Origin of the sequence: Actinoplanes xinjiangensis, from assembly GCF_003148685.1 — a bacterium.
Classification (GTDB): Bacteria; Actinomycetota; Actinomycetes; order Mycobacteriales; family Micromonosporaceae; genus Actinoplanes; species Actinoplanes xinjiangensis.
In genome coordinates this window covers 48,407-68,863 of the sequence record NZ_QGGR01000040.1, presented here as the reverse complement: position 1 = coordinate 68,863, position 20,457 = coordinate 48,407, and the positions used below count along the sequence as shown (strand labels likewise).

Below are 20,457 nucleotides of genomic sequence, written 5' to 3'. Positions count from 1 at the left end.
TTACCAAGAGCCCGTCTGCTATCGATGGCCGCCACGCCGACCGTTGTCACCCGTACCAGATGACCAGTTATATAGATCAGAAACAGGCTCTATAGAAGCCGTGGAACCTGCCGGACCCCATGCAGCTTGTGGTAACTGGTCGGGAGCCGATCGGGGTGCCCGGCGGCAGCCCACCCCGTTCCGGCCTGAGGACGGATGGCCAGGGCCCGAACCCGTCGAAAGCGAACACGCGCTGCGCTATGTTGCTGCTCACGTATTCGATGCGGGCGAGTTGGCGCCGCGGTCGGGGTCGTTGGATTCCTTCCACGTCTTGGTCCGTTGGAAGGTGATGCCGTTGCGGTACAGGATCTCCCACAGCCGTTCCCGCCGGACCGTGAGGGGTCCGGCGACCTGAATATTCAGGTAGTTGGCGAGCTTGCGGATACTCCAGCGGGTGAACGGCGCTCCAGGATTCCGGGGCGGGCTTTGGCCGTCGTGACGATGAACAGCTCGTCATCGCTACTGATCTGGCGGGGACGGCCACCCGCCCACCCGAGGTTCAGGCTGGCCATGCCCATCTCGTTGAACCGGTGGATGACCTGCCCAATCGTGTCCTCGTTGGCCTGCACTAGACGGACGATGGCGGCACCGTGTTATCCCCAGCGGACGCGAGCACGACCATGGCCCGCCGTAATCGGATCGGTAAGCCGGTACCACCGGCGAGTGATTCTCAGCAGATGCTGACCCTCTTGGGCGCTGAGCCGCCCCACGCGTACTGGATCTGCCAGCCACACCTTGAGCGGCACAACGCCTCTCGCTCGCCAGTCGGACGGAGACCGGCGATCTCCGGCACGGCGGGCCCCGTCCCATGAGGCCGCGACAATCCTGGCCCGCCCAATCTGCCGGCGCATGCCTGGACAGCGCGGATCGGTCACGGGTTCGAGTCCCGTCCGCCCCATCAGGTTTGGCATTGCGCGAACCGGATCCGGTTCGTTGCCGTCGCCGGTGGACGTAGCGGGTGTCGCCGCGTCCACCGCGACGGGCTCGTCGCGCGGCAGCCGGAACACGGGGATGATCTCGTCGCCGATGATGCGGATCTCGGCGATCAGTTCTTCGATGATGGCCTTGCGCTCGGGTGAGTCGCTGGCGCGATGCCCGTCAGCGCGGTTGTCGATCATGTCGATCGCGCAGGACTCCAGGTAGAGCCGCAGCGATCGGCGATGCACTGCGCCCTGTTCGGCCAACTCGGCCTTGCCGAGCGCGCACGGCCACGGCTCACCGCAGGCCAGGTAATCCCACGTCGGCCGGTCGGGCTGGTGTGGTGTCCTCGGGACCAGCATCAGTGGCCGCCGTTCGCGCGGCGCCGCTGAGCCGGAGTGAGTGCTCCCACTCGCCCGACCTGGTTGTAGGACTGCGTCGGCAACGCAGACCAACTCGTTGCGCTCGGCGTGTGTGGCGGGTTGGCCGGTGCGGGCAGGTCGGCGGTGGTCATCGCGCCGCAGTGCGGGCACCACCGGCTCTTGACTTTGAAGCTGATCAGGCCTGCGAGGAACCCCGCTAGAAGCGCGCTCGTCGCCGCTATCACCACTGGGGTTCACCTCCGCGAGCGGTGGGGTTCATGGTCGTCGCCATTTCCTGCCTTCCGTGATACCGACGGCACGCCGACCAGCGACGCACTGTCACGGTGGTCCCACCGGTCCGCAGGTTGCTCTGGCGCGGCGGGGACTGCATGCCTGGTCTCGATCCAAGAGGGTCGGCGGCTGGCGTGGTGCGATGGTCGCCGTGGGCTTCGCTGCTGTTCACCAGGTGTTTCGGTCACAGCGTGGCGGTCCGGTGACCTCAAAATGAAGGCGACAGGCGTCAGCCGCTGTCAGCCAATGCGGCAGGTGTCGGAGTACAACCGCCGAAGGTGTACGGCTACTGTGCGCTGATGAGCGTTGAGCCGAAACCGGCCAGTGAGTGGACCATCCATGGCGAACGTGTCGTCGACGACACCCGGCGGGCGGTGCTGAGCATCGCGGACGTGGAGCTACCCGACGGCGTCCGCTTCGAGCAGTACGTGCTGCGTATCCCGGCCGCCGCGATGGTCATCGTGCTCGACGACGATGAGCGTGTGCTGATGATGTGGCGGCACCGGTTCATCGTGGACCGCTGGGTCTGGGAGCTGCCCGGTGGCTACCTCGATCCGGCCGAGGACTCCATGACTTGCGCGGCCCGCGAGGTCGAGGAAGAGACCGGCTGGCGGCCGCGCAGCATCGAGAAGCTGATCAGCTTTCAGCCGATGGTCGGCACGATCGATCAGGAGAACATCGTCTACCTCGCCCGCGGCGCCGACTTCACCGGCGCGGCCCCGGACATCAACGAAGCCGAACGCCTCGGCTGGATCCCCCTCGACGAGATCCAGCAGCACATCGACAACGGCACCATCGCCGGCGCCGGCTCCGTCTCCGGGCTGCTCGCCCTGCTGCTCCGGAAGGCGACCGGCAAACTTTAGGCGCTGGCCAGGACCGGCCGGGCCCGCTCCGCGAAGTCCTGCACCGCGGGTAGCCCGACATGCTTAGAGAGACGATCGGCGAGGTCGGTCAGGTAGTCGCGAGCGCGTGAAGAGTACAGCCCCTCTGCGGCTTCGACCGCGTCGACACCGATCCGTGCGGCTTCTTCTGGCTCGCCGTTCTGCGCGTGCGCCACGGCGAGCAGGACGAGGTTGAACTGCCGTCCCCGCGCGTACTGCCGGCCGTCCACGTCCAGCGACCGGGTGGCAAACCTTGTCGCGATGTCGCCTCGGCCGAGGGCAGTGAAGCAGTGGCCGAACTTGGCGGCCAAGAAGGACTCGAAACAGTGATCCCGGCTCTCCGAACCGGACATCACCGGACACCATAGCCCTCAGCCGAGCTGAGCCGAACGTCTTCGGACGTCTTGATGGAAGACGGCACGATGGCTCCTCGATGGGGATCGAGGGACGGGATGCAGGGGCACTCGGGGAAGCGCTTCCCAGCTAACGGGAGATCCGGATGTCGCGGTGCCTGAACGGGTGAATATGGCTCGCGCTCGTGCCGTACCCCCCGTCTGCCGCCCATGGACCATCCAGAGACCCGCACCGACCAGGACATCTTCGACCGGCTGCACTGTGGATCACCGCTGCGCCCTTCTCGACCGGGTCGGGCTTCGGCAGTCGAATTTTCACAGGTGTCGATGAAACCGTTGTTGGGGGATGACGAATCTGTTAACTTTTCCACACGTCGGCGGAGAGCGCTCTCTCAGGGATCTAGGTCCCCTTCGCCGTCACAGCCGCCACGTCCCCCGACCCACCGCCCCGCCCTCATCGCGGCGCCGCGCGAGCCTTCACCGAGGCGGCGTGTCGACGACCCTCTACCGCCGGGACAGACGTGACACCGCGATGTGCGTCCCCGGACCTCCCCGCGGAGTCGCATGCCGCGGCCACGTTCGAGACGTGATCGGCGTACGTCTCGGCTGCTTCCTCACGAGAGGTGACCCACCGATCATGATTCGCAGAGTGCTGCTGATCGTCGCTGTTGTACTGGCCGGGATGGGCGTCAACGCCGCCCCGGCATCCGCGGCCGACTTCTCGGTGCTGATCTTCAGCAAGACCGCGGGGTTCCGGCACGACGCGATTCCCGCGGGGATCACCGCGATCCAGCAACTGGGCACGCAGAACAATTTCACGGTCGAGGCGACGGAGGACGCCGCCCAGTTCACCGACACGAACCTGGCCAGGTTCAAAGCGGTCATCTGGCTGTCCACGACCGGCGACGTGCTCAACGCCACCCAGCAGGCCGCGTTCGAGCGCTACGTCCGTGCCGGCGGCGGCTATGTCGGCGTGCACGCCGCTTCCGACACCGAGTACGACTGGCCCTGGTACGGCAACGTCGTCGGCGCGTACTTCTCCGGCCATCCCGCGATCCAGCCGGCCACCGTCCGCATCGAGGACACCGCCCACCCGTCCAACGCGGGCATTCCGGTGAACTGGAACCGCACCGACGAGTGGTACAACTACCGCACCAATCCCCGCTCGCAGGTGCACGTCCTCGCGAATCTCAACGAGGCCACCTTCACCGGCGGCACCATGAACGGCGACCACCCGATCTCGTGGTGCCGGCCCTACGACGGCGGCCGCTCCTGGTACACCGGCCTCGGCCACACCCAGGAGAGCTACGCCGAGGCCCACTTCCGCACCCACCTGCTCGGCGGGATCAGGTACGCCGCGCAGAACGTCGGCAACTGCTCGGTGCAGGCCCCCGGCGGGACGTTCAGCCAGGTGAACCTGGCCAAGGGCGTGGCGGAGACCGGTGAGCCGATGGGCCTCACCGTCCTGCCCAACCGGGGGGTGCTGCACACCTCGCGCAACGGCGTCATCCGCTACACCGACGTCAACGGCAACACCAAGGTCGCCCTGACGCTGCCGGTCTACAGCCACGACGAGGAGGGCCTGCAGAGCATCAAGGCCGACCCCAACTTCGCCACCAACCGCTGGGTGTACGTCTACTACGCGCCACCGCTCAGCACGCCGGGCGGCGACGCTCCGTCCACCGGCACGGCGGCGCAGTTCGCCCCGTTCAACGGCGTCAACAAGCTGGCCCGGCTCACCGTGCGGGACGACAACACGATCGACCCGGCCTCGCTGGTGACGATCCTCGACGTGCCGACCAGCCGTGGGCTGTGCTGCCACGTCGGCGGTGACATCGACTTCGACGCCGCCGGCAACCTGTACCTGTCCACCGGTGACGACTCCAACCCGTTCGACTCGGCCGGTTTCGCGCCGATCGACGAGCGGGCCGACCGCAACCCCGCCTACGACGCGCAGCGCACCTCGGCCAACAGCAACGACCTGCGCGGCAAGGTCCTGCGGATCAAGCCGGGTGCGACGGGCGGCTACACCGTCCCGGCCGGCAACATGTTCGCCCCGGGCACGGCGAACACCAGGCCCGAGGTGTACGCGATGGGCTTCCGTAACCCGTTCAAGATGAGCGTCGACAAGGCCACCGGGGTCGTCTACCTCGGTGACTACGGCCCCGACGCCGGCTCGGCCGACCCGCAGCGCGGGCCGGCGGGCACCGTCTCGTTCGAGCGGATCACCCAGCCGGGCTTCTACGGCTGGCCGTACTGCTCCAACTACAACACCCCCTACCAGGAGTTCACGTTCCCCAGCGGGCCGTCGTCCGGTCCGTACGACTGTGCCGGTGGGCCGACGAACAACTCGCGGAACAACACCGGCATCACCAGACTGCCGCCGTCACAGGCGGCCTGGCTGCCCTACGGCGGGCAGGGGCCCTGGCGGCCCGAGCTGGGTGGGGGCGGGCCCATGGCCGGTCCGGTCTACAACTTCAACGCAGGTCTGGCCTCCGACGTGAAGTTCCCGGCGTCCTACAACGGGAAGGCCTTCCTCGGCGAGTTCACCAGTCGCTGGATCAAGGCGGTCACCCTGAACGCCAACGGCACGGCCGGCGCGATCGAGCCGATCCCATGGTCCGGAACCGCGATCATGGACATGGAGTTCGGGCCGGACGGCGCCCTGTACGTGCTGGACTACGGCACCACCTGGTTCGGCGGCGACGAGAACTCGGCCCTCTACCGGATCGAGTACAGCAGCGGCGGCAACCGGGCACCGATCGCACAGATCAGCGCCACCCCGTCCTCCGGTGCGGCACCGCTGGCCGTGCAGTTCAGCTCGGCGGGCAGCAACGACCCGGACGGCGACCCGATCACGTACGCCTGGGACTTCACCAGTAACGGCAGCACCGACTCCACGGCGGCCAACCCGACGTTCACCTACCCGGCGAACGGCGAATACACCGCGACGCTGACGGTACGGGACTCCGGCGGCAGAATCTCGACGGCCAGTACCGTCGTCGGGGTCGGCCGGCCGTCCATCCAGTTGATCGCACCAGCTGACGGATCGGTGTTCCAGTACGGGGACCTGGTGCCGTTCGAGGTGCGGGTCACCGATCCGAACGCCGGCACCATCGACTGCAGCCGGGTCGTGGTCAACTACATCCTGGGCCACGACAGTCACGGTCACCCGATCACCAGCAAGACCGGCTGCACCGGGTCGGTCCAGACCACGGTGGACGGTGAGCACGACGCAAGCGCGAATGTCTTCGGGGTGCTCGCCGCCGTGTACACCCCGGTCAGTGGGGTCGCGGTCCAGGACCAGCACGTGCTGCAGCCGCGGACCCGGCAGGCCGAGCACTTCAGCACCATGAACGGCGTCCAGGTAGCCGCCAAGGCCAGCGCCCACGGCGGCAACGCCATCGGCTACATCGAGAACGGCGACTGGATCTCCTTCACGCCGTACAACCTGGCCGGTGTCACCGGCATCACGGCGCGGGTCGCCTCGGCCGGCGTCGGTGGCACGCTGACCGTGCGGGCCGACTCGCCGACCGGCCCGGTGGCCGGCACGGTGCAGGTCGCCCCGACCGGTGGCTGGGAGACGTGGGCCGACGTCACCGGGACGATCAGCCCACCGACCGGTACGCGCGAGCTGTACCTGGTTTTCACCGGCGGCGCGGGATCGCTGTTCGACATCGACGACTTCACGTTCACCTCCGGCGGCACCACACCGCCGACGGGGAACCTGGCGTTGAACAAGCCGGTGACGGCGTCGAGCACGGAGTCCGGCGCCTTCCCGGCCTCGGCCGCGGTGGACGGTTCGCTGACCACCCGGTGGGCGAGCGCCGCCGGCGACCCGCAGTGGATCCAGGTGGACCTCGGTCAGTCGACCTCCATCGACCGGGTCAAGTTGACTTGGGAGGCGGCCTACGGCTCGGGCTACCAGATCCAGACGTCGGCCAACGGGACGACCTGGACCACGGTCCGGACGGTCACCGGTGGCGACGGTGGGGTGGACGACAACACCGCGCTGGCCGCCACGGGGCGCTACGTGCGGATCAACGGTACGGCCCGGGCCACCGCCTGGGGCTACTCACTGTTCGAGTTCGAGGTCTACGGTGGCGGCGTCGTACAGCCGCCCGCGGGCAACCTCGCGCTGAACAAGCCGGTGACGGCGTCGAGCACGGAGGCGGTCGCCTACCCGGCCTCGGCCGCGGTGGACGGTTCGCTGACCACCAGGTGGGCGAGTGCCTTCGCCGACCCGCAGTGGATCCAGGTGGATCTCGGTCAGTCGTACCCGATCAATCGGGTCAAGTTGACCTGGGAGGGGGCGTACGGCTCGGGGTACCAGATCCAGACGTCGGCCAACGGGACGACCTGGACCACGGTCCGGACGGTCACCGGTGGCGACGGTGGCGTGGACGACAACACCGCGCTGGCCGCAACCGGCCGGTATCTGCGGATCAACAGTACGGCTCGCGCCACGGCCTGGGGATACTCGTTGTTCGAGTTCGAGGTCTACAGCTGATCGGGTAGGCCGCGCACGACAGGGCGCGGGGACCTTCGACGGTCCCCGCGCCCCCGTCTGTCCCGGCCATCGCTGCACCGACCCGCCACGGCGTTTGGCAGAGTCCGCCCAACGCGGCTCAACAGGGTGAATGGTCGGCGACCGCCTCAGCCTCCAGACGCCCGAAGGATGCGCGGAGCGTCCGCGGGCCCGAACGCCAGCGACCCCACCGGCGCGGCGGTTTTCGGCTGGGGAGGTCCCAGTACGGCCAGGGCCTCGACCCAGTAGCGGACCATCGCCCGGCTGGTGCTCTCCTCTCGGGAAACCCCCGCGTCGAGTCGGCGCCGGGCGGCCTCCGGGTCGGACAGGGCGAGGTCGGCGGCGAAGAGGTCGCCCCAGACCGTCGGCTTGTCACCCAGTTCCTTCTGGCGGGCGGCCGACGGACCGCGGTAGAACGCACCGGCGGTCAACGGCAGCAACTGGATGCCGAGGACGGACTCCGGCTTGGGGTCGAACCAGGTCGCATAGTCGATCTTGGCGTCCCACACGATGCCCGCGGTGGTGTGCGCGTATCCGGCCTCGCGGGTCAACCCTTCGCCGAGCCAGTACATCCGGGCCGTTGCCGCCTCCAGGGCGTAGTGGGCGATGCCGTACCCGGTCATCTCCGTGTTGTCGCGGACGGCTCCCCAGCGGACCACGGCCTCCCAGGCCGCCACCGCTTCGCTGGACGACTCCTGGTTGTTGCCGTCCGCGAAGGGGGCGAACCCGGAGGCGGCCGAACTGCCCAGATAGGCGTTGAAGGCCCGGAACGGCGGTAGTCCGCTCGCGGGGCCGATCGCCAGTGAACCGGCGTAGTCGCGGACGATGAGGTCGACCACGTCGCCGTAATCACGCGCGAAGGTGGGATCGGCCGTTGCCAGCACCGCTGCGGCGCGGACCAGGTAGCCGTACTGGAAGTGATGATCGTTGTAGTCCTGTGCGCCGAACTCGGCCGGGACGGCTATCAGCCCACCCCAGGTCGGGTCGTAGCCGAAGTAACGTCCGTCGGACGGTCCCGTGTAGGTCAGCCAGTCGACGAGTTGCGGCCGCAACCTGTCGAGAGCCGCCGTGCGCTGGGTGTCTGCCCCGGAGGCGGCCGCGACCTCGGCGACGGTGGACAGCCGGCCGAGTTCCTTGAGCCCGAAGTAACTGCCTCCCGCGCCGGGCGGATCGGCCAGGTCACGGTCCAGGTCGGCCAGCACGGCTCTGGTCGCCGCCTCGCTCAGCGATACCTTCGGCACCGCGGTGAGCAGGCCGGGCATCGAGGTCCTGACCCGCACCGCGCCGGCCGTCACCAGCGACATCGTCCCCCGTGCGTCCGGGTAGGAGCCCGCCAGCGGCGCCGGCCCGGCGACCAGGCCGGCCTGGTGGTGCGGCAGCAGGGCCCACGCTCCGGCTCCGCCGGCGGCCCGGCGTGCGGTGAGCGTCTGAGTGACCGTCCCGGCCGCGGCGTCGTACGCCGTGGTGGCCGTGGTCTGCACGATCGGATCGCCGGTGCTGGCCTGTTCCCAGCTCGCCCGGTCGGCGCCGGCCGGGACCCGGGCAACGGCGAGTTGCCCGCCCGACCCGGTGATGGTGGTCCCGGTCTGCGTCAGGCCGGTGCCGAGAACGTCCCAGCGGCCACCCGCGATGTCGAGCCGGGCCCGGGTGGGCGAGCTACCGACGTCGCGGAAGGTGCCGTTCAGGGTGGGCGCCGCCCCGTCGAAGCGCAGCCACACCACCGGGCTGCCCTGCGCGAGGGTGACATCGACCCGGCCGCCGCCGGCGAGACCGACCCGCAGGACGACATGGAAGGCGCCGTAGCTCACGACGGTCACCGCGCCGGTGGCCGTGCCGACGGTGAGGGCGGGCAGGAACGGGGTGATGACGGCGTTCGCGGAGGCGGTGAGCGACCCGCCACTGATCTGCAGGCCGCCGGCAGCGGCCTGCACGGCCAGCGGGTGGGTCCAGATCGGCTGGGTACGGGGCCCGGTCAGGGCGGAGCTCCACCACTGGTTGGTCGGCACCGCCTGGCCCGTGAGGTCGCCGGCCTGTGTGGGGGGCTTGGCCGGGGCGGAGCCGGCCGGCAGCTTCTCGGCGATGCTTCCGCTGCCGGTCACCACCGGAACGGTGAGCGGTGACGCGGCGGCGTCCTCCATGACCGTTCCGGCATTCTGCGGCGGCGCGGTCGGAACCCGGCCCGGCGGCGCGGTGTCCGGTGTGGAGGTGCACGCCGTCAGCGCGGTGAGCGCCGCAATCGCGGTCATGGCCCGGATCCGGCGGTTCATGCGCTGTTCACGGCGGGGGTGCTGCCGACGGCCGTGGTGGTGTCGACGACCACGGCGAACTGCAGCCCCGGCACCAGCGTCCGCACGGTCGCACGGGCCGCCGGGTCCGGCCGCAGCACGACGGTCAACTCGTCCTCAGCGCCCGCCTGCCGCCCGGCATCGACCTTCGGCTCGACCTTCTCCAGCGTCGCGGTTATCCGGCCGGGCAGGCCGGGGCCCGTCACGTAGGCGGTCATCCCGAGCCGGAACTGGCGCAGCTTCTCGAGCGGCACGTCGACCGCGAAGGCGACCTTGGCCGGGTCGTACAGGGTGACGATCGGCTCACCGGCGCGGGCGATCTGCCCGGGAGCGACGTTGATCTTGGTAATGATGCCCGCGGCGGGAGCCTGCAGTTTCTGCACCCGTCGCGTGTCACCGTCCCCCTCCGCGGTGAGGGTGATGGTGGCCAGGACCGCGCCGGCGGTGACGCTGGTCCGCTCGGTGGTCAGCATGTCGGTGACGACGGCGGCGTCGGCCGAACCGACGGTGATCGGCTGCGCGATGAGCACGGCCGTGCCGGCATCCACCATGTTCCGTTCGGCGAGGCGCTGCCGCACGATGTGGGTGCCGCCCGCGCCGGCCGCCGCCAGCAGGATCAGCACTACCAGGCTGGTACGCGCGACGCGCAGCGCACTGCGTCCTCGGCGCTTCGGGGGCGGGGCCGCCGGTGCGGTGCGCTCAATGACTCTGGTCGAGTCGTTGTCGTAGGTTCTGACATTGTCGATCGTGGCGCTCATGGTCGTACCCTCTCGGCGGTGTGAACCGGGTCAGGCGGCGGATGGGGATGGGCGGAACCGAGGTCAGGCGGTTGCCGTGACGTGCCGCGGCCGGGTGGCGGTCTGTTCGCCGGCGGGCGGGTGCGGGGCTTCCGGCGCTCCGGCAGGCGGCTTCGCGCCCTGCCGGAGCCGGCCGCCGGTGATCGACTCGAGGATCATCCGGCCGAGGATCAGAACGATCATGGACGCCCAGCCGACGGACAGCCAGGTCGGCCCGGGATCGGCCATCACGAGCACACCGACCACGATGGCGGTGACGTTCAGAACCAACAGCGCGAACAGGGGCATGACCGCCCACAGCGACCGGGTGCCGTCGCCGCCGGCGTTGGTGGCCTTCCACTTCGCCGGGCGGCCGAGCAGCACACCGCCGAGCGCTCGCAGATGTACCGGCGTCGCGCCGATGCTGGCCACGATCGCCGAAAGCTTGAACCCGCCCGACTGCAGCCAGGTGACCAGCAGCACGGCCGCCTGGAACGGCAGGTAGTGGGTCGCCCAAGCGAGGCCGTCGGCGCGAATCGGGCTCAGCGCGAAGAGGAGGTAGAGCGCCGGGAAGAGCATGAAGGTCAACATCGCCATGGACAGCAGGTAGTGCGTACCGCAGAACAGGTACTGCAGTCGCTGGTCGATGGTCAGGCCGATGCCGCGCTTGAACAGCCGCCCGCGTAGCAGCACCTCGAAACCACCGCTCGCCCAGCGCAACTGCTGCTTCAGATACGACGGGACATCCTGGGGGGCCAGCCCGCGAGCCAGCACCTGCGGGACGTAGATGGACTTCCAGCCGCGCTTGTGCAGCTCGATCGACGTCCAGATGTCCTCGGAGTTGCTGCCCGTCCAGATGCCGCCGATGTTGTCCAGCGCGGCCCGCCGGAACATCACGTTCGTACCGACGCAGAAGGCGGCGTTGAAGTGGTTCTTGCCCGGGCAGACAAGCTCGTAGAAGATGCGCTGCGCTTCACCGGAGCCGGTGGCGACCAGATTCACGTTGTTCGTGTAGAACTGGGGGGACTGGACGAATGCCACGTCCGGGTCGTGGAAGTGCGGCAGGATGCTGAGCAGGAAACTCGGCTCGGGCACATGGTCGGCGTCGAAGATGACCACGAACTCACCGTTGGTGCGGGCCAGCCCGGCATTGACGTTGCCGGCCTTCGCATGCGCGCCGCCCGGGCGGCGCAGATAGTCGATGCCCACCTGGTCCGCGATCTCGCGCAGCTCGTCGCTGTCGCCGTCGTCGAGCAGGAACGTCCGGTGGGGCAGGTCCATGTCGCGGGCCGCGATCATGGTGCGCCGGACCAGCGCCGGCTCCTCGCCGTATGCGGTGATGAAGACGTCGATGGACGGCACGTCCGAGCCGGCCCGCAGCCGGTTGCGCCAGACGGTGGCGTCCACCGGTTCGGGCCGGTCGTCGTGAGCCAGGATGGTCCACCACGTGCCGATCAGGTGGAGAGCGGTCAGGCCTTCGGCAGCCAGCATGGCGAACCAGAGCCAGCCGGGCCCGCGGTACGCCGGGTTGAGCAGGAACAGCTGATAGAACAGCGTCGCCGCGAGCGCCGCGATGATGGCTACGCGCGTCGAACGCTGCAGCGGCCGCCATGCCAGGCGAGCTGCCCGGGCGGGCGGAACTGGCGGTGCCGTCATGGATGCTCCCGAAAGCCCTCGATATCCAGCACCGTGGATTCGGTGCCCTAGACCAGGGAACAGGAACATCTGCCGACGCGCGACCCATCGCGCCGAACGTTTATATTCGGCACGGGTTACAAATTCATAAAATCGCCGCCTCGCAGGCTGGTTCATGATCTGCCTTGATTCTTTTACCCTGCCCGTGAGCTGCGGTTAAGCATCTGGGTGCGTTAATTTCCGGTGACCTTTCGGTCTCCTTTATTTCACTATGAAATGGTGGCCAGTGGGTGAGGTCACATGGCCCCTCAGGGGGGTGGTGGGTCCTATCAATGCCATCGAAACGTCGCTGAAACGAGCGGCCTCGATCCCTCGGAGGGTGATCCTCCCGTCCGGTTTCGGGTTCACCGCTTATGCCTTGATCGTGCGCGCCAAGTAATGGAAACATTCCATTAATGAATGAGCCTTGCGGGAACGTCAGCGACCTGTCCAGGACAGCGGCGCCTACGGGCCGCAGGCGGCTATGTCCGGTACTGGTGTAGACGGAGGCGTGCGGCTGAAGCGTGAGCAGTTGCTCGTTTGACTGCGAGTGGCTGAGCCTGTCGCTTACCGTCCAGGCGATTGCTCCTGGACGGGGAAACCGCTGCTCACGCCACCTCTTGAACCCATGCGCGCTGTGCCCGTACGAGACCTGCTCGACACGCGTGCCCGGGGCACCGTGCAGTTCGAGGTCAAGAACGACGGCTGGCGCTGTCTCGCGTTCGTCCGCGGGAGCCGGATCTACTTGCAGTCGCGCCAGCTACGGGACCTCACGCACCTGTACCCGGACGTGGTGGCGAACCTGGACGCCGCGCTACTGCCTGACGTGGTCTTGGACGGGGAGATCGTGATCTGGGACCCCGATGCCGGCCGCACCTGCTTCCCCGCGTTGCAACGCCGGGTGACGGCCGGCCGGGACATACAAGCCGAAGCACATGCCCGTCCCGCCTCCTACGTCGTCTTCGACCTGCTCGAGTTCGACGGCCACGAACTGCTCGACCGGCCCCTGATCGAGCGCCGGCTCCTGCTGGAGGAACTCCTCGCCGGCAACCCGCCCGGTCTGGCGCTGTGCCCGGCCACGCGAGACCCGGACGAAGCCCGGGACTGGTTCGACACCTACCACGCGGCGGGCTGCGAAGGCCTGGTCATCAAGGACCTGACCAGCACGTACGGCGCAGCATTGCCTGGCTGGTGGAAGTGGAAGCGAAGGACTGTCACGAAGGCGCTCGTGGGGGGAGTGCTGGGAACTCTCGCCAACCCGGTGGTGCTGCTACTCGGGCGATACACCGATCGGCAGGTTCTGCACTACGTCGGGCGCACCGTTCCGCTGTCGGCCGGCCAGCGGGCCGAGATCGCCGGCGTCCTGACCGCGGCCACCGACCACCCCTGGCGCAATCCGTTGCCGGCCGCCTGGACCGGCCGGTTCGACAAACGCGAACCGCAGGGCTACCTACCCGTCGAACCCGTGCAGGTGGTCGACATCTCGGTCGACGAAGCCTGGGAATCCGGCCGCTGGAGGCATCCCGTCCGGTTCGAGCGACTGCGCGGTGATCTCACAGCTGCCGACGTGCCGGCGTCGTTGCGAATCCATTCCGTCCTCCCTCGGCGGAGCTGACGATCGCGCCGGCCGTCATCACGGGCTCGTTGGCCTGTACGGGGTCGCCAAGCGCTACCGCAGGAAATGCTCACCGATGACGGCGCCCCCGGTCGCCGACAACGGCGGGATCTGGGGCACCCACACGGTGAGGTCTACGCCTGCGAGGTCATTTGATCGCGGCCAGCCTCTGCGTTGCGGCAACGACGATGGTCACGAACTCGGCGTCCGTCGCGATCTCGTCGTCGTCCTCCGTAGGGCTCGACTCGAACGTCATGGCAATGTCGCCGACGGCGACCGCCGCCTCCAAGTTGCGGCCTTCGCCGAGGGTGCCCTGGTCCGTCAGGACGCTCCAATGATCGATGATTGCGGCGGAGGCGTCTCCGACGGCCGGCATGGGCAGCCGAGTTATCCGGTGGTCGACCTCGGCCATGTCGATGGTGAACTCCGGGCACTTCGTGGGCCAATCTGCCAGCTTCCTGGCCTCCTCGCGGGCGAAGTACGACCCGGGCACACCGACCCACAGCTTGATGTACGCGTCGCCTTTGGTGATGCTCAACGGGAAGGCGCTCACCGCGACCGCCTCAGGGGAAGGCTCCCCCCGGTCGTAGGCGCACTCGTCCCAGTAGCCGTAGATCTTCGTTTCCTCGGGGATCAGGGGTATCAGCTCGATGCGGTAGCCGTCCGGCATCTTCGGCTCAGCCAGGAGCGCGGCCCTGAGGCGCTCGAGGTCGGGTGGCCCAGCGGGAGCCGCGGTGGCGGGGACGGCGGACAGGGCAGCGACCAGTGCGGCGGCGACACCGTGGATGGCGAGAGTCTTGGACATTCCCCGACGCTATGTGCGGTCCGATCGGCGGAAGGGATATTCCCGGAGAACCTCGGGCCGGTCGCGTGGGTTCGGCTGCCTGCGCCGAATCAAGCCGACTGCTTGACCGGCGGCCTACGGGATGTCTGCCACCGCAGGAACTCGCAGCGGCAGCGGCCGGCGTCCTTCTGACCGCTGTTCATCAAGTCGCGTCTTCGGGCGCCGATCATCCGTGGCGAGTCGTTCGCCCCGGGGCCTGTGATCCCGCTACCGGGCGGCACCGGTACGGGTACTCGACGGGCAACCGCCGACCTGGAATCTCTTTCACATGCCCGGCCGACACGAGGCCGGACAACAGGGGGAGAGATTTTTGCGACGCGCCAAGCTGCCGATGTTCCTGACAGCTCTGACCGCCGTAATCGCGGGTGTCACCACCGTTCTGGCGCCGAACGCCGCCGCGGCGGCCGGCACCGGTGAGAACTGCACCACCGACGCCAAGCTCGTGCCGTCCTGCGGCGTGCTGTGGGGCGGCGCGGCCGGTGGTTTCACCAGCAAGCCCCGCGACCTGGAGCACCGCAACTGGGAGAAGCTGAGCGGCCGTACCGCGACGATCTTCCACACGTACCACAAGGGCGACGAGGCGTTCCCGACCAAGGCCGAGATCGCCATGACCAACGACGCGGCCAAGCCGCGGGTGCTGCTGCTGAACTGGAAGATCGCGTACGGCTCGAACTGGGCCAAGGTCGCCAAGGGTGAGCAGAACAAGCGGATCGACGCGTTCGCCGACCGCATCAAGGCGTACGGCAAGAACGTCTTCCTGGTTCTCAACCACGAGCCGGAGAACGACGTCGTCGCCCGCAAGGGCTCCGGCTGGGAGGCCAAGGACTTCGCGGCCATGTACCGGCACACCATCAAGCGGCTGCGCGCCCAGGGCGCCGGCAACGTGGTGAACGTGATGGCCTACATGGGCAACGAGAAGTGGATGGCGCAGTCCTGGTGGAAGGACCTCTACCCGGGCGACGACGTGGTGGACTGGATCGGGCTGGACTCCTACGTCTCGGTCGAGAAGGGCTACTACCACTTCGGCACCTTCGGTGACCTGCTCGACCGCAGGCCCAAGGGCGGCGGCCTCGGCTTCTACGAGTGGGCGACCACCAAGCACGCCGGCAAGCCGATCATGATCGCCGAGTGGGGTGGCTACCACCGCATCGGCCGGGCCACCGACAAGTCGGCCGTTTACAACAGTGTCCTGCCGCAGCTGGTCAAGCGGCCCGCGATCAAGGCGATCGTGCACTTCGACACCAAGAACGACGACCAGGGCAACCGGGACATCAGCATCGACAGCACCAAGGCGAGCCTGGCCGCGTTCCGTAGGCTGGCCGCCGACCCGATCTTCAACGTGAAGCTGCGCTGACGCCACTGAGCCGCCACCCCACCGGGTGGCGGCTCAGTCGTTTGCGCCCGGCCGGCCGCGCGGGGACGGTCAGGCTCGGCGGATGGCCGAGGCCGGGGCCATCACGATGCGGGGCTTGGCGGCCGGGTTCAGCCAGCGCAGCAGACGGACCAGGTCGGTCCTGGCGACCGACACACAACCGGCCGTGGAGCCGCTGCCACTGGCGTGCAGGAAGATCGCCGAGCCGCGGCGGGTGTCGGCCTTCTTCGTGGCGACGTACTGACCGTGGGCGGCGTCCCACCGTACCCCTGAGGGTGTGTTGAAGTTGATCACGACGGCGTGCGCATACTGCTTCGGGAAGGCGGCGAGGCGTTCGGCCTGCGAGACACGCCAGGTGCGGGTCCGCGACGCGGACGGCTGGAACAGGTTGTACGTCCTGGCGTCCCGGTTGTCGCCGGCCCAGTAGTCGTTGCCGTCGACCTTGCGGTACGGCAGCCGGGTTCCCGGGTCCGCCCGTACCCCGAAGGCCTGGGTGAGGGTGAACGTTCCGGCCGGGGTCTGGCCGGTGTCCTGACGGCGGCTCGACGCCCACTTCCAGCCGCCGTACCCGGTGCGGGCCTTCATCGTGCCGAACGCCTGCCGCCACCGGCCGTCCGCGCCGCGCTGGAAGGCGCGCACCGTCGCATACGTCGACGTCCAGCTGTTGCCGGACACCACGATCACCTGGCGGGCGCCGCCGACGTGGGCGAGTTCGTCCGGCAATGCCGCGGCAGCCGGCGCGGCCGCGGCGAGGACCGCCGTCATCAGGAGCGCGAGGACCACCGCGAGACGTCTCACGGGTGTCGATCCTGACAGACTCCGCCGGGGATCCGCACCCCGTAATCGGCGCGGGCCCGGGCACGCCACGGGCGGGCCTTGTTCAGCGCGAAGTCCAGATCCGGATCGGTGCGGTCCAGGTCGATGCAGAGCACGCCGGGGCCGTCCGGGCGGAGGCGGCCCAGTACGTGGCCGTGCGGGCCGATCAGCGCGGACGGTGCGGCATGGGCGCACTGGGACGGCACGACCATACTGACCCAGACGTTGTTGGTGGCGGCGTGCCCCCGGGCGATGACCTCGAAGACCGGGTCCTCGGAGAAGCTGGAGAACAGCACGCAGTCGACGCCCAGGCCGGCCTGCTCCAGCCACAGTTCCGGGAAGTTGACCTCGATGCAGAGCAGGCAGCCGAACCGGAACCCGTCGACCTCGAAGGTGCAGACGTGGTCGCCGGGGGTGTAGAAGCCGGTGATCTCGGCGTGTGACAGCAGGCGCTTGTCGTACCGGTCGATCAGGTCGCCGTTGTCGTCGATCACCCACAGCGCGTTGTGGGGCCGACGGGCGCCGGTGAGACGGTGGTTGCCGCCGACGACCACCCACACGCCGAGTTCACCGGCGAGGGTCATCGTGGCGGTCAGCTCGCGGGTGACCGCTGTCCAGTCGACGTGCCATCCGGCGTAGTGCGGTTTGGCCGCGCCGGCGTAGCCACTCAGCGCGCCCTCGGCGAAGTGGACGAGGCGGGCGCCGCTGTCGGCCGCCAGCCTGATCGCGGAGCGGATGGCGGTGCCGTTGACGGCCGGGTCGACGGTGACCGGCGTCTGCGCGACGGCGATGCGGATCCGATCGGTCACGCTCATTCTCCCGACGTGGTGCTCTGTCCGTCCCGGTGCGCCCGGAGGGTGTCCGCCGTCGGCGTGGACACCCTCCGGGCGGCGGTCAGGAACTCATGATGGCGTCGATGATGCCCTGCTGTGTCACGGTGGCGGAGTTGCGGTCGAACAGGCCGAACCCGTACTGGCCGTTGTAGCCGTTGTCCCAGTAGGCGGTGGCCGCGCCGTACTTCTTGGCGGTGGCGACGAGGGTGCGCGCGTAGTCCGCCCGGTACCTGTTGTTCGTCGAGTCGAACGTGGTCTTGTCGATCGTGCCGTACTCACCGACGAAGACCGGGTAGCCCCGCACGACGAACGCGTCGTACATCTTCTTCAGCTGCGCGTCCATGAAGTCCTGCTGGCCCCAGGTCGACTTCTTCGCCGGGTTGGTGGCGGCCGGTCCCCACTGGGTGATGGTGCCGTCCTCGGTCCCGGCGAAGTCCCACGGGTCGTAGTAGTGCACGGAGATCATGATGCGCTGCTCGGTGCTCGGGATGGTGGCCGCCCGGTACTGGTCGGTGGGCAGCACGAAACCGTTGCCGACGGTGTGGTCGATGTTGGTGTTCCAGCCCGGCACCAGCAGCCACCGCGACGCGTTGGTACCGCCGGTACGCCGGACGGTGTCGACGAAGATCTGGTTGTAGGCGTTGATGTTGGAGTAGCACGGCTGGGTCGGGTTGCCGTACTGGCCGTCGAAGTTCTCGTTCATCGACTCGAAGATCAGGCGCCCGCTGTAGCTCTGGAACCTCGTCGCCACCTGCTGCCAGACCTTCTGGTACTTCTCCCTGATCGCCGTCTGCGACGACGCGTCGCAGATGAGCCAGGCGCCGCCCACCGACTTGTAGCCGTCGCCGTGCATGTTGATCAGCACGTACAGGCCGCGGTCGTGGGCCAGGTTGACGACCTCCTGGATCCGGTTCAGCCAGGCGGTGTCGACGGTGTAGTTCGGTGCCGCCCCGATCTTGCCCAGGTAGGAGACGGGGATGCGGATCGTCTTGAACCCGGCCGCCTTCACCCGATCGATCAGCGCCGACGTCACGACCGGGTTGCCCCAGGCCGTCTCGCTGGGCACCCCGTTGACGTTGGCTTCCAGCTGGTTGCCCAGGTTCCAGCCCTTGCCCATGTCGGCGACCAGCTGCGCGGCGCCGCCGGTGACCGGTCCGGTGCTCGGCGACGTGCTCGGTGACGCGCTGGGGGAGGTACTCGGCGAGGTGGCCGGTGAGCTGCTCGGGGTGGTCACGCCGCCGGTGCACGCCGTGCCGTTGAGGGTGAACGCACCGGGCACGGGATTGGTGCCGGTGAACGCGCCGTTGAAGCCGAACGACGCGCTGCCGTTGGTGGCGATGGCCCCGTTGTACGAGGCGTTGCGCACCGTGACCGCGGTGCCGGACTGGGTGAAGGAGCCGTTCCACAGCTGGTTGATGCTCTGGCCGGTGCCGAAGGAGAAGGCCAGGTTCCACTGGGTGATCGGATCGCCCAGGTTGCTGATCTTCACGTCGGCGCCGAAGCCGCCCTGCCACTGGCTGGTGACCGTGTAGTCGACCCGGCAGCCGGCGGCCGCGCTCGCCTGGAGCGCGACCGCGACCGAACCGCCGACGGCGACCACCGCCATGGCGGCCGCGGACAGCACTTTTCGTGTTCGAGACATGGGGATGAATCCTTCGAGTTCGGGAGCGCTCCCAATGGGGGTGGGTGGCGACTCCGGCGGGGGAGGGGATTACGCATACTATGCCTGACGCACGCGCGAAGGTATCCGCCGCCTTCTATCCCGTTGGGCGCCGCGTGCCGCCTTTCGGGCGAACCCTCACATCTGGACGACGTGGCCCGTCCGCGGTGCGGCCCGCCCGTCGAGGACCGTCAGCCAGGTCGTGCGCAGGTCGTCCGGCCCGTTGCCGACCACGACGTCCACGGAGCCGGCGACCGTGCCGGCGAAACTCCTCCACGCCTGGGTGAACCGCTGCTCGAGACCGTCACGGCCCCAGTCCTGGCGGCGCTTGCGCATCTGCACCGGGGCGAAGAACACCTCGCCGGCCGCGGCGGCGTTGGGCACCTGGGTGGTCAGGCCGACGGCGATGTCCCGCACGAGCAGGTCACCGAGCCGCTCACGCAGGGCGGCGCGGGTGTTCGGTGCACCCGAGAGGTCCAGATAGGCCGTCGGCGTCCGGGTGATCCGGTCCAGGTCGTCGTAGGAGATCACCGAGTCGTAGCAGCCCAGCGACTCGGTGAACGCGACGTTGCCGGGCGAGGTCAGCGCGACCAGACGTGGCCCCGCACCGTGCAGTTGCAGTGCCGCGGCGTACGCGGTCTTGCTGGAGGCCGAGGAGACCAGAATCTGCCGGGCGCCGTAGAAGTCGTTGTCGATCACCTGGTCGGCGAGCATGAACGAGGTGAAGAACAGCGGCCGGTACAGGATCAGGAGATCCTCGGCGTCCGGCTGGTAGACCGCGTCGCCGGTGGTGATCCGGTACGCGTTGTAGGGCGACGGCAGTTCGGCGCGGTGTGCGGCGGCGTCGCGGAAGCCGGCGTGGTCGATCCGGTCCGGTCGCACCACGAGATGGCTGGCGGGCGGCAGGTAGCCGTAGACCCGGCGGCCCACCGGCACGTCCGGGACGGCCGACGCGGCGACCTCGGCGAAGCCCCACAGTGGCGGCAGGCCCCACTGTGCGGTGAGACCGCGCGGTTCGGGGGGAAAGAACTCCCAGTAGCGCATCGCGTCGCCGAGGACGGCGTACGTCACGTTGTTGGCGGTGAGGCCCACCCGGTCGACGCGCAGGAGGACTTCGCCGTCGCCGAGGTCCGGCACCTCGGTGTCGGCCAGGACGGTCTGCTTCAGGTTGTCGCGCGCGACGGCGAAAGTCCAAGGTCGAGACATGGAT

At 68.7% G+C, this 20,457-nt stretch carries 15 protein-coding genes; 4 read left to right on the top strand and 11 right to left on the bottom strand.

What is annotated here, in order from left to right:
* Positions 1 to 398: 398 nt before the first annotated feature.
* Both BC793_RS50885 and BC793_RS50880 read right to left on the bottom strand, forming a co-directional pair.
* Positions 399 to 608 (bottom strand): helix-turn-helix domain-containing protein, encoded by a 210-nt coding sequence (locus BC793_RS50885; RefSeq protein WP_203896625.1) that lies wholly within the window; start codon positions 606 to 608, stop codon positions 399 to 401.
* A gap of 24 nt (positions 609 to 632) precedes the next feature.
* On the bottom strand, positions 633 to 1,319 hold the full coding sequence (locus tag BC793_RS50880) for a hypothetical protein (RefSeq protein ID WP_203896624.1): 687 nt from the start codon (positions 1,317 to 1,319) through the stop codon (positions 633 to 635).
* A 587-nt stretch (positions 1,320 to 1,906) separates the two neighbouring features.
* Here BC793_RS50880 and BC793_RS44695 point away from each other — a divergent pair.
* Complete coding sequence (locus BC793_RS44695; protein WP_373871321.1) at positions 1,907 to 2,473, top strand: NUDIX hydrolase; 567 nt, start codon at positions 1,907 to 1,909, stop codon at positions 2,471 to 2,473.
* Here the strand turns inward: BC793_RS44695 and BC793_RS44690 are convergent.
* Positions 2,470 to 2,802, bottom strand: a complete 333-nt coding sequence (locus tag BC793_RS44690; RefSeq protein ID WP_146246748.1) for an NsdA family TPR-like regulatory protein — start codon at positions 2,800 to 2,802, stop codon at positions 2,470 to 2,472. The genes BC793_RS44695 and BC793_RS44690 overlap by 4 nt on opposite strands.
* A gap of 679 nt (positions 2,803 to 3,481) precedes the next feature.
* Between BC793_RS44690 and BC793_RS44685 the strand changes: the two genes are divergently transcribed.
* Positions 3,482 to 7,354 (top strand): ThuA domain-containing protein, encoded by a 3,873-nt coding sequence (locus tag BC793_RS44685; protein ID WP_109602712.1) that lies wholly within the window; start codon positions 3,482 to 3,484, stop codon positions 7,352 to 7,354.
* Between the two features lie 146 nt (positions 7,355 to 7,500).
* Here the strand turns inward: BC793_RS44685 and BC793_RS52600 are convergent, their stop codons facing one another.
* From BC793_RS52600 to BC793_RS44670, 3 genes are all read right to left on the bottom strand, one after another.
* Positions 7,501 to 9,618, bottom strand: a complete 2,118-nt coding sequence (locus BC793_RS52600; protein ID WP_109602724.1) for a glycosyl hydrolase — start codon at positions 9,616 to 9,618, stop codon at positions 7,501 to 7,503.
* 17 nt (positions 9,619 to 9,635) lie between these two features.
* A complete protein-coding gene (locus BC793_RS44675) occupies positions 9,636 to 10,415 on the bottom strand; it encodes an efflux RND transporter periplasmic adaptor subunit (RefSeq protein WP_109602711.1) in 780 nt (259 codons plus the stop codon).
* Positions 10,416 to 10,478: 63 nt separating this feature from the next.
* Positions 10,479 to 12,245: a glycosyltransferase family 2 protein gene (locus tag BC793_RS44670; RefSeq protein ID WP_239170677.1), complete on the bottom strand. Its 1,767-nt coding sequence runs from the start codon at positions 12,243 to 12,245 to the stop codon at positions 10,479 to 10,481.
* Positions 12,246 to 12,735: 490 nt separating this feature from the next.
* On the opposite strand from BC793_RS44670, the gene BC793_RS44665 reads away from it, so the two are divergent.
* Positions 12,736 to 13,722 (top strand): ATP-dependent DNA ligase, encoded by a 987-nt coding sequence (locus BC793_RS44665; RefSeq protein ID WP_109602709.1) that lies wholly within the window; start codon positions 12,736 to 12,738, stop codon positions 13,720 to 13,722.
* 148 nt (positions 13,723 to 13,870) lie between these two features.
* Here BC793_RS44665 and BC793_RS44660 read toward each other — a convergent pair whose 3' ends face one another.
* Positions 13,871 to 14,527, bottom strand: coding sequence for a hypothetical protein (locus BC793_RS44660; RefSeq protein WP_109602708.1), 657 nt, complete (start codon positions 14,525 to 14,527; stop codon positions 13,871 to 13,873).
* Positions 14,528 to 14,876: 349 nt separating this feature from the next.
* Here BC793_RS44660 and BC793_RS44655 point away from each other — a divergent pair, with 349 nt between their 5' ends.
* Positions 14,877 to 15,920, top strand: a complete 1,044-nt coding sequence (locus BC793_RS44655) for a glycoside hydrolase family 26 protein (protein ID WP_239170676.1) — start codon at positions 14,877 to 14,879, stop codon at positions 15,918 to 15,920.
* 69 nt (positions 15,921 to 15,989) lie between these two features.
* Here BC793_RS44655 and BC793_RS44650 read toward each other — a convergent pair whose 3' ends face one another.
* The 4 genes from BC793_RS44650 to BC793_RS44635 form a co-directional block, all read right to left on the bottom strand.
* Entirely contained in the window at positions 15,990 to 16,736 is a 747-nt protein-coding gene (locus BC793_RS44650) for a L,D-transpeptidase family protein (RefSeq protein ID WP_239170675.1), read from the bottom strand.
* Complete coding sequence (locus BC793_RS44645; protein ID WP_158319558.1) at positions 16,733 to 17,563, bottom strand: carbon-nitrogen hydrolase family protein; 831 nt, start codon at positions 17,561 to 17,563, stop codon at positions 16,733 to 16,735. The genes BC793_RS44650 and BC793_RS44645 overlap by 4 nt, the downstream gene beginning before the upstream one ends.
* An 85-nt stretch (positions 17,564 to 17,648) precedes the next feature.
* Complete coding sequence (locus BC793_RS44640; RefSeq protein ID WP_109602706.1) at positions 17,649 to 19,229, bottom strand: cellulase family glycosylhydrolase; 1,581 nt, start codon at positions 19,227 to 19,229, stop codon at positions 17,649 to 17,651.
* A gap of 156 nt (positions 19,230 to 19,385) precedes the next feature.
* Complete coding sequence (locus BC793_RS44635) at positions 19,386 to 20,453, bottom strand: DUF2855 family protein (protein ID WP_109602705.1); 1,068 nt, start codon at positions 20,451 to 20,453, stop codon at positions 19,386 to 19,388.
* Positions 20,454 to 20,457: the final 4 nt, after the last annotated feature.

Bases quoted from the DNA above. Each gene is read 5' to 3' on its own strand.
- BC793_RS50880 (WP_203896624.1), bottom strand. From the start codon at position 1,319: ATGCTGGTCCCGAGGACACCACACCAGCCCGACCGGCCGACGTGGGAT.
- BC793_RS44685 (WP_109602712.1), top strand. From the start codon at position 3,482: ATGATTCGCAGAGTGCTGCTGATCGTCGCTGTTGTACTGGCCGGGATG.
- BC793_RS52600 (WP_109602724.1), bottom strand. From the start codon at position 9,618: ATGACCGCGATTGCGGCGCTCACCGCGCTGACGGCGTGCACCTCCACA.
- BC793_RS44675 (WP_109602711.1), bottom strand. From the start codon at position 10,415: ATGAGCGCCACGATCGACAATGTCAGAACCTACGACAACGACTCGACC.
- BC793_RS44670 (WP_239170677.1), bottom strand. From the start codon at position 12,245: ATGAACCAGCCTGCGAGGCGGCGATTTTATGAATTTGTAACCCGTGCC.
- BC793_RS44665 (WP_109602709.1), top strand. From the start codon at position 12,736: ATGCGCGCTGTGCCCGTACGAGACCTGCTCGACACGCGTGCCCGGGGC.
- BC793_RS44660 (WP_109602708.1), bottom strand. From the start codon at position 14,527: ATGTCCAAGACTCTCGCCATCCACGGTGTCGCCGCCGCACTGGTCGCT.
- BC793_RS44640 (WP_109602706.1), bottom strand. From the start codon at position 19,229: ATGTCTCGAACACGAAAAGTGCTGTCCGCGGCCGCCATGGCGGTGGTC.
- BC793_RS44635 (WP_109602705.1), bottom strand. From the start codon at position 20,453: ATGTCTCGACCTTGGACTTTCGCCGTCGCGCGCGACAACCTGAAGCAG.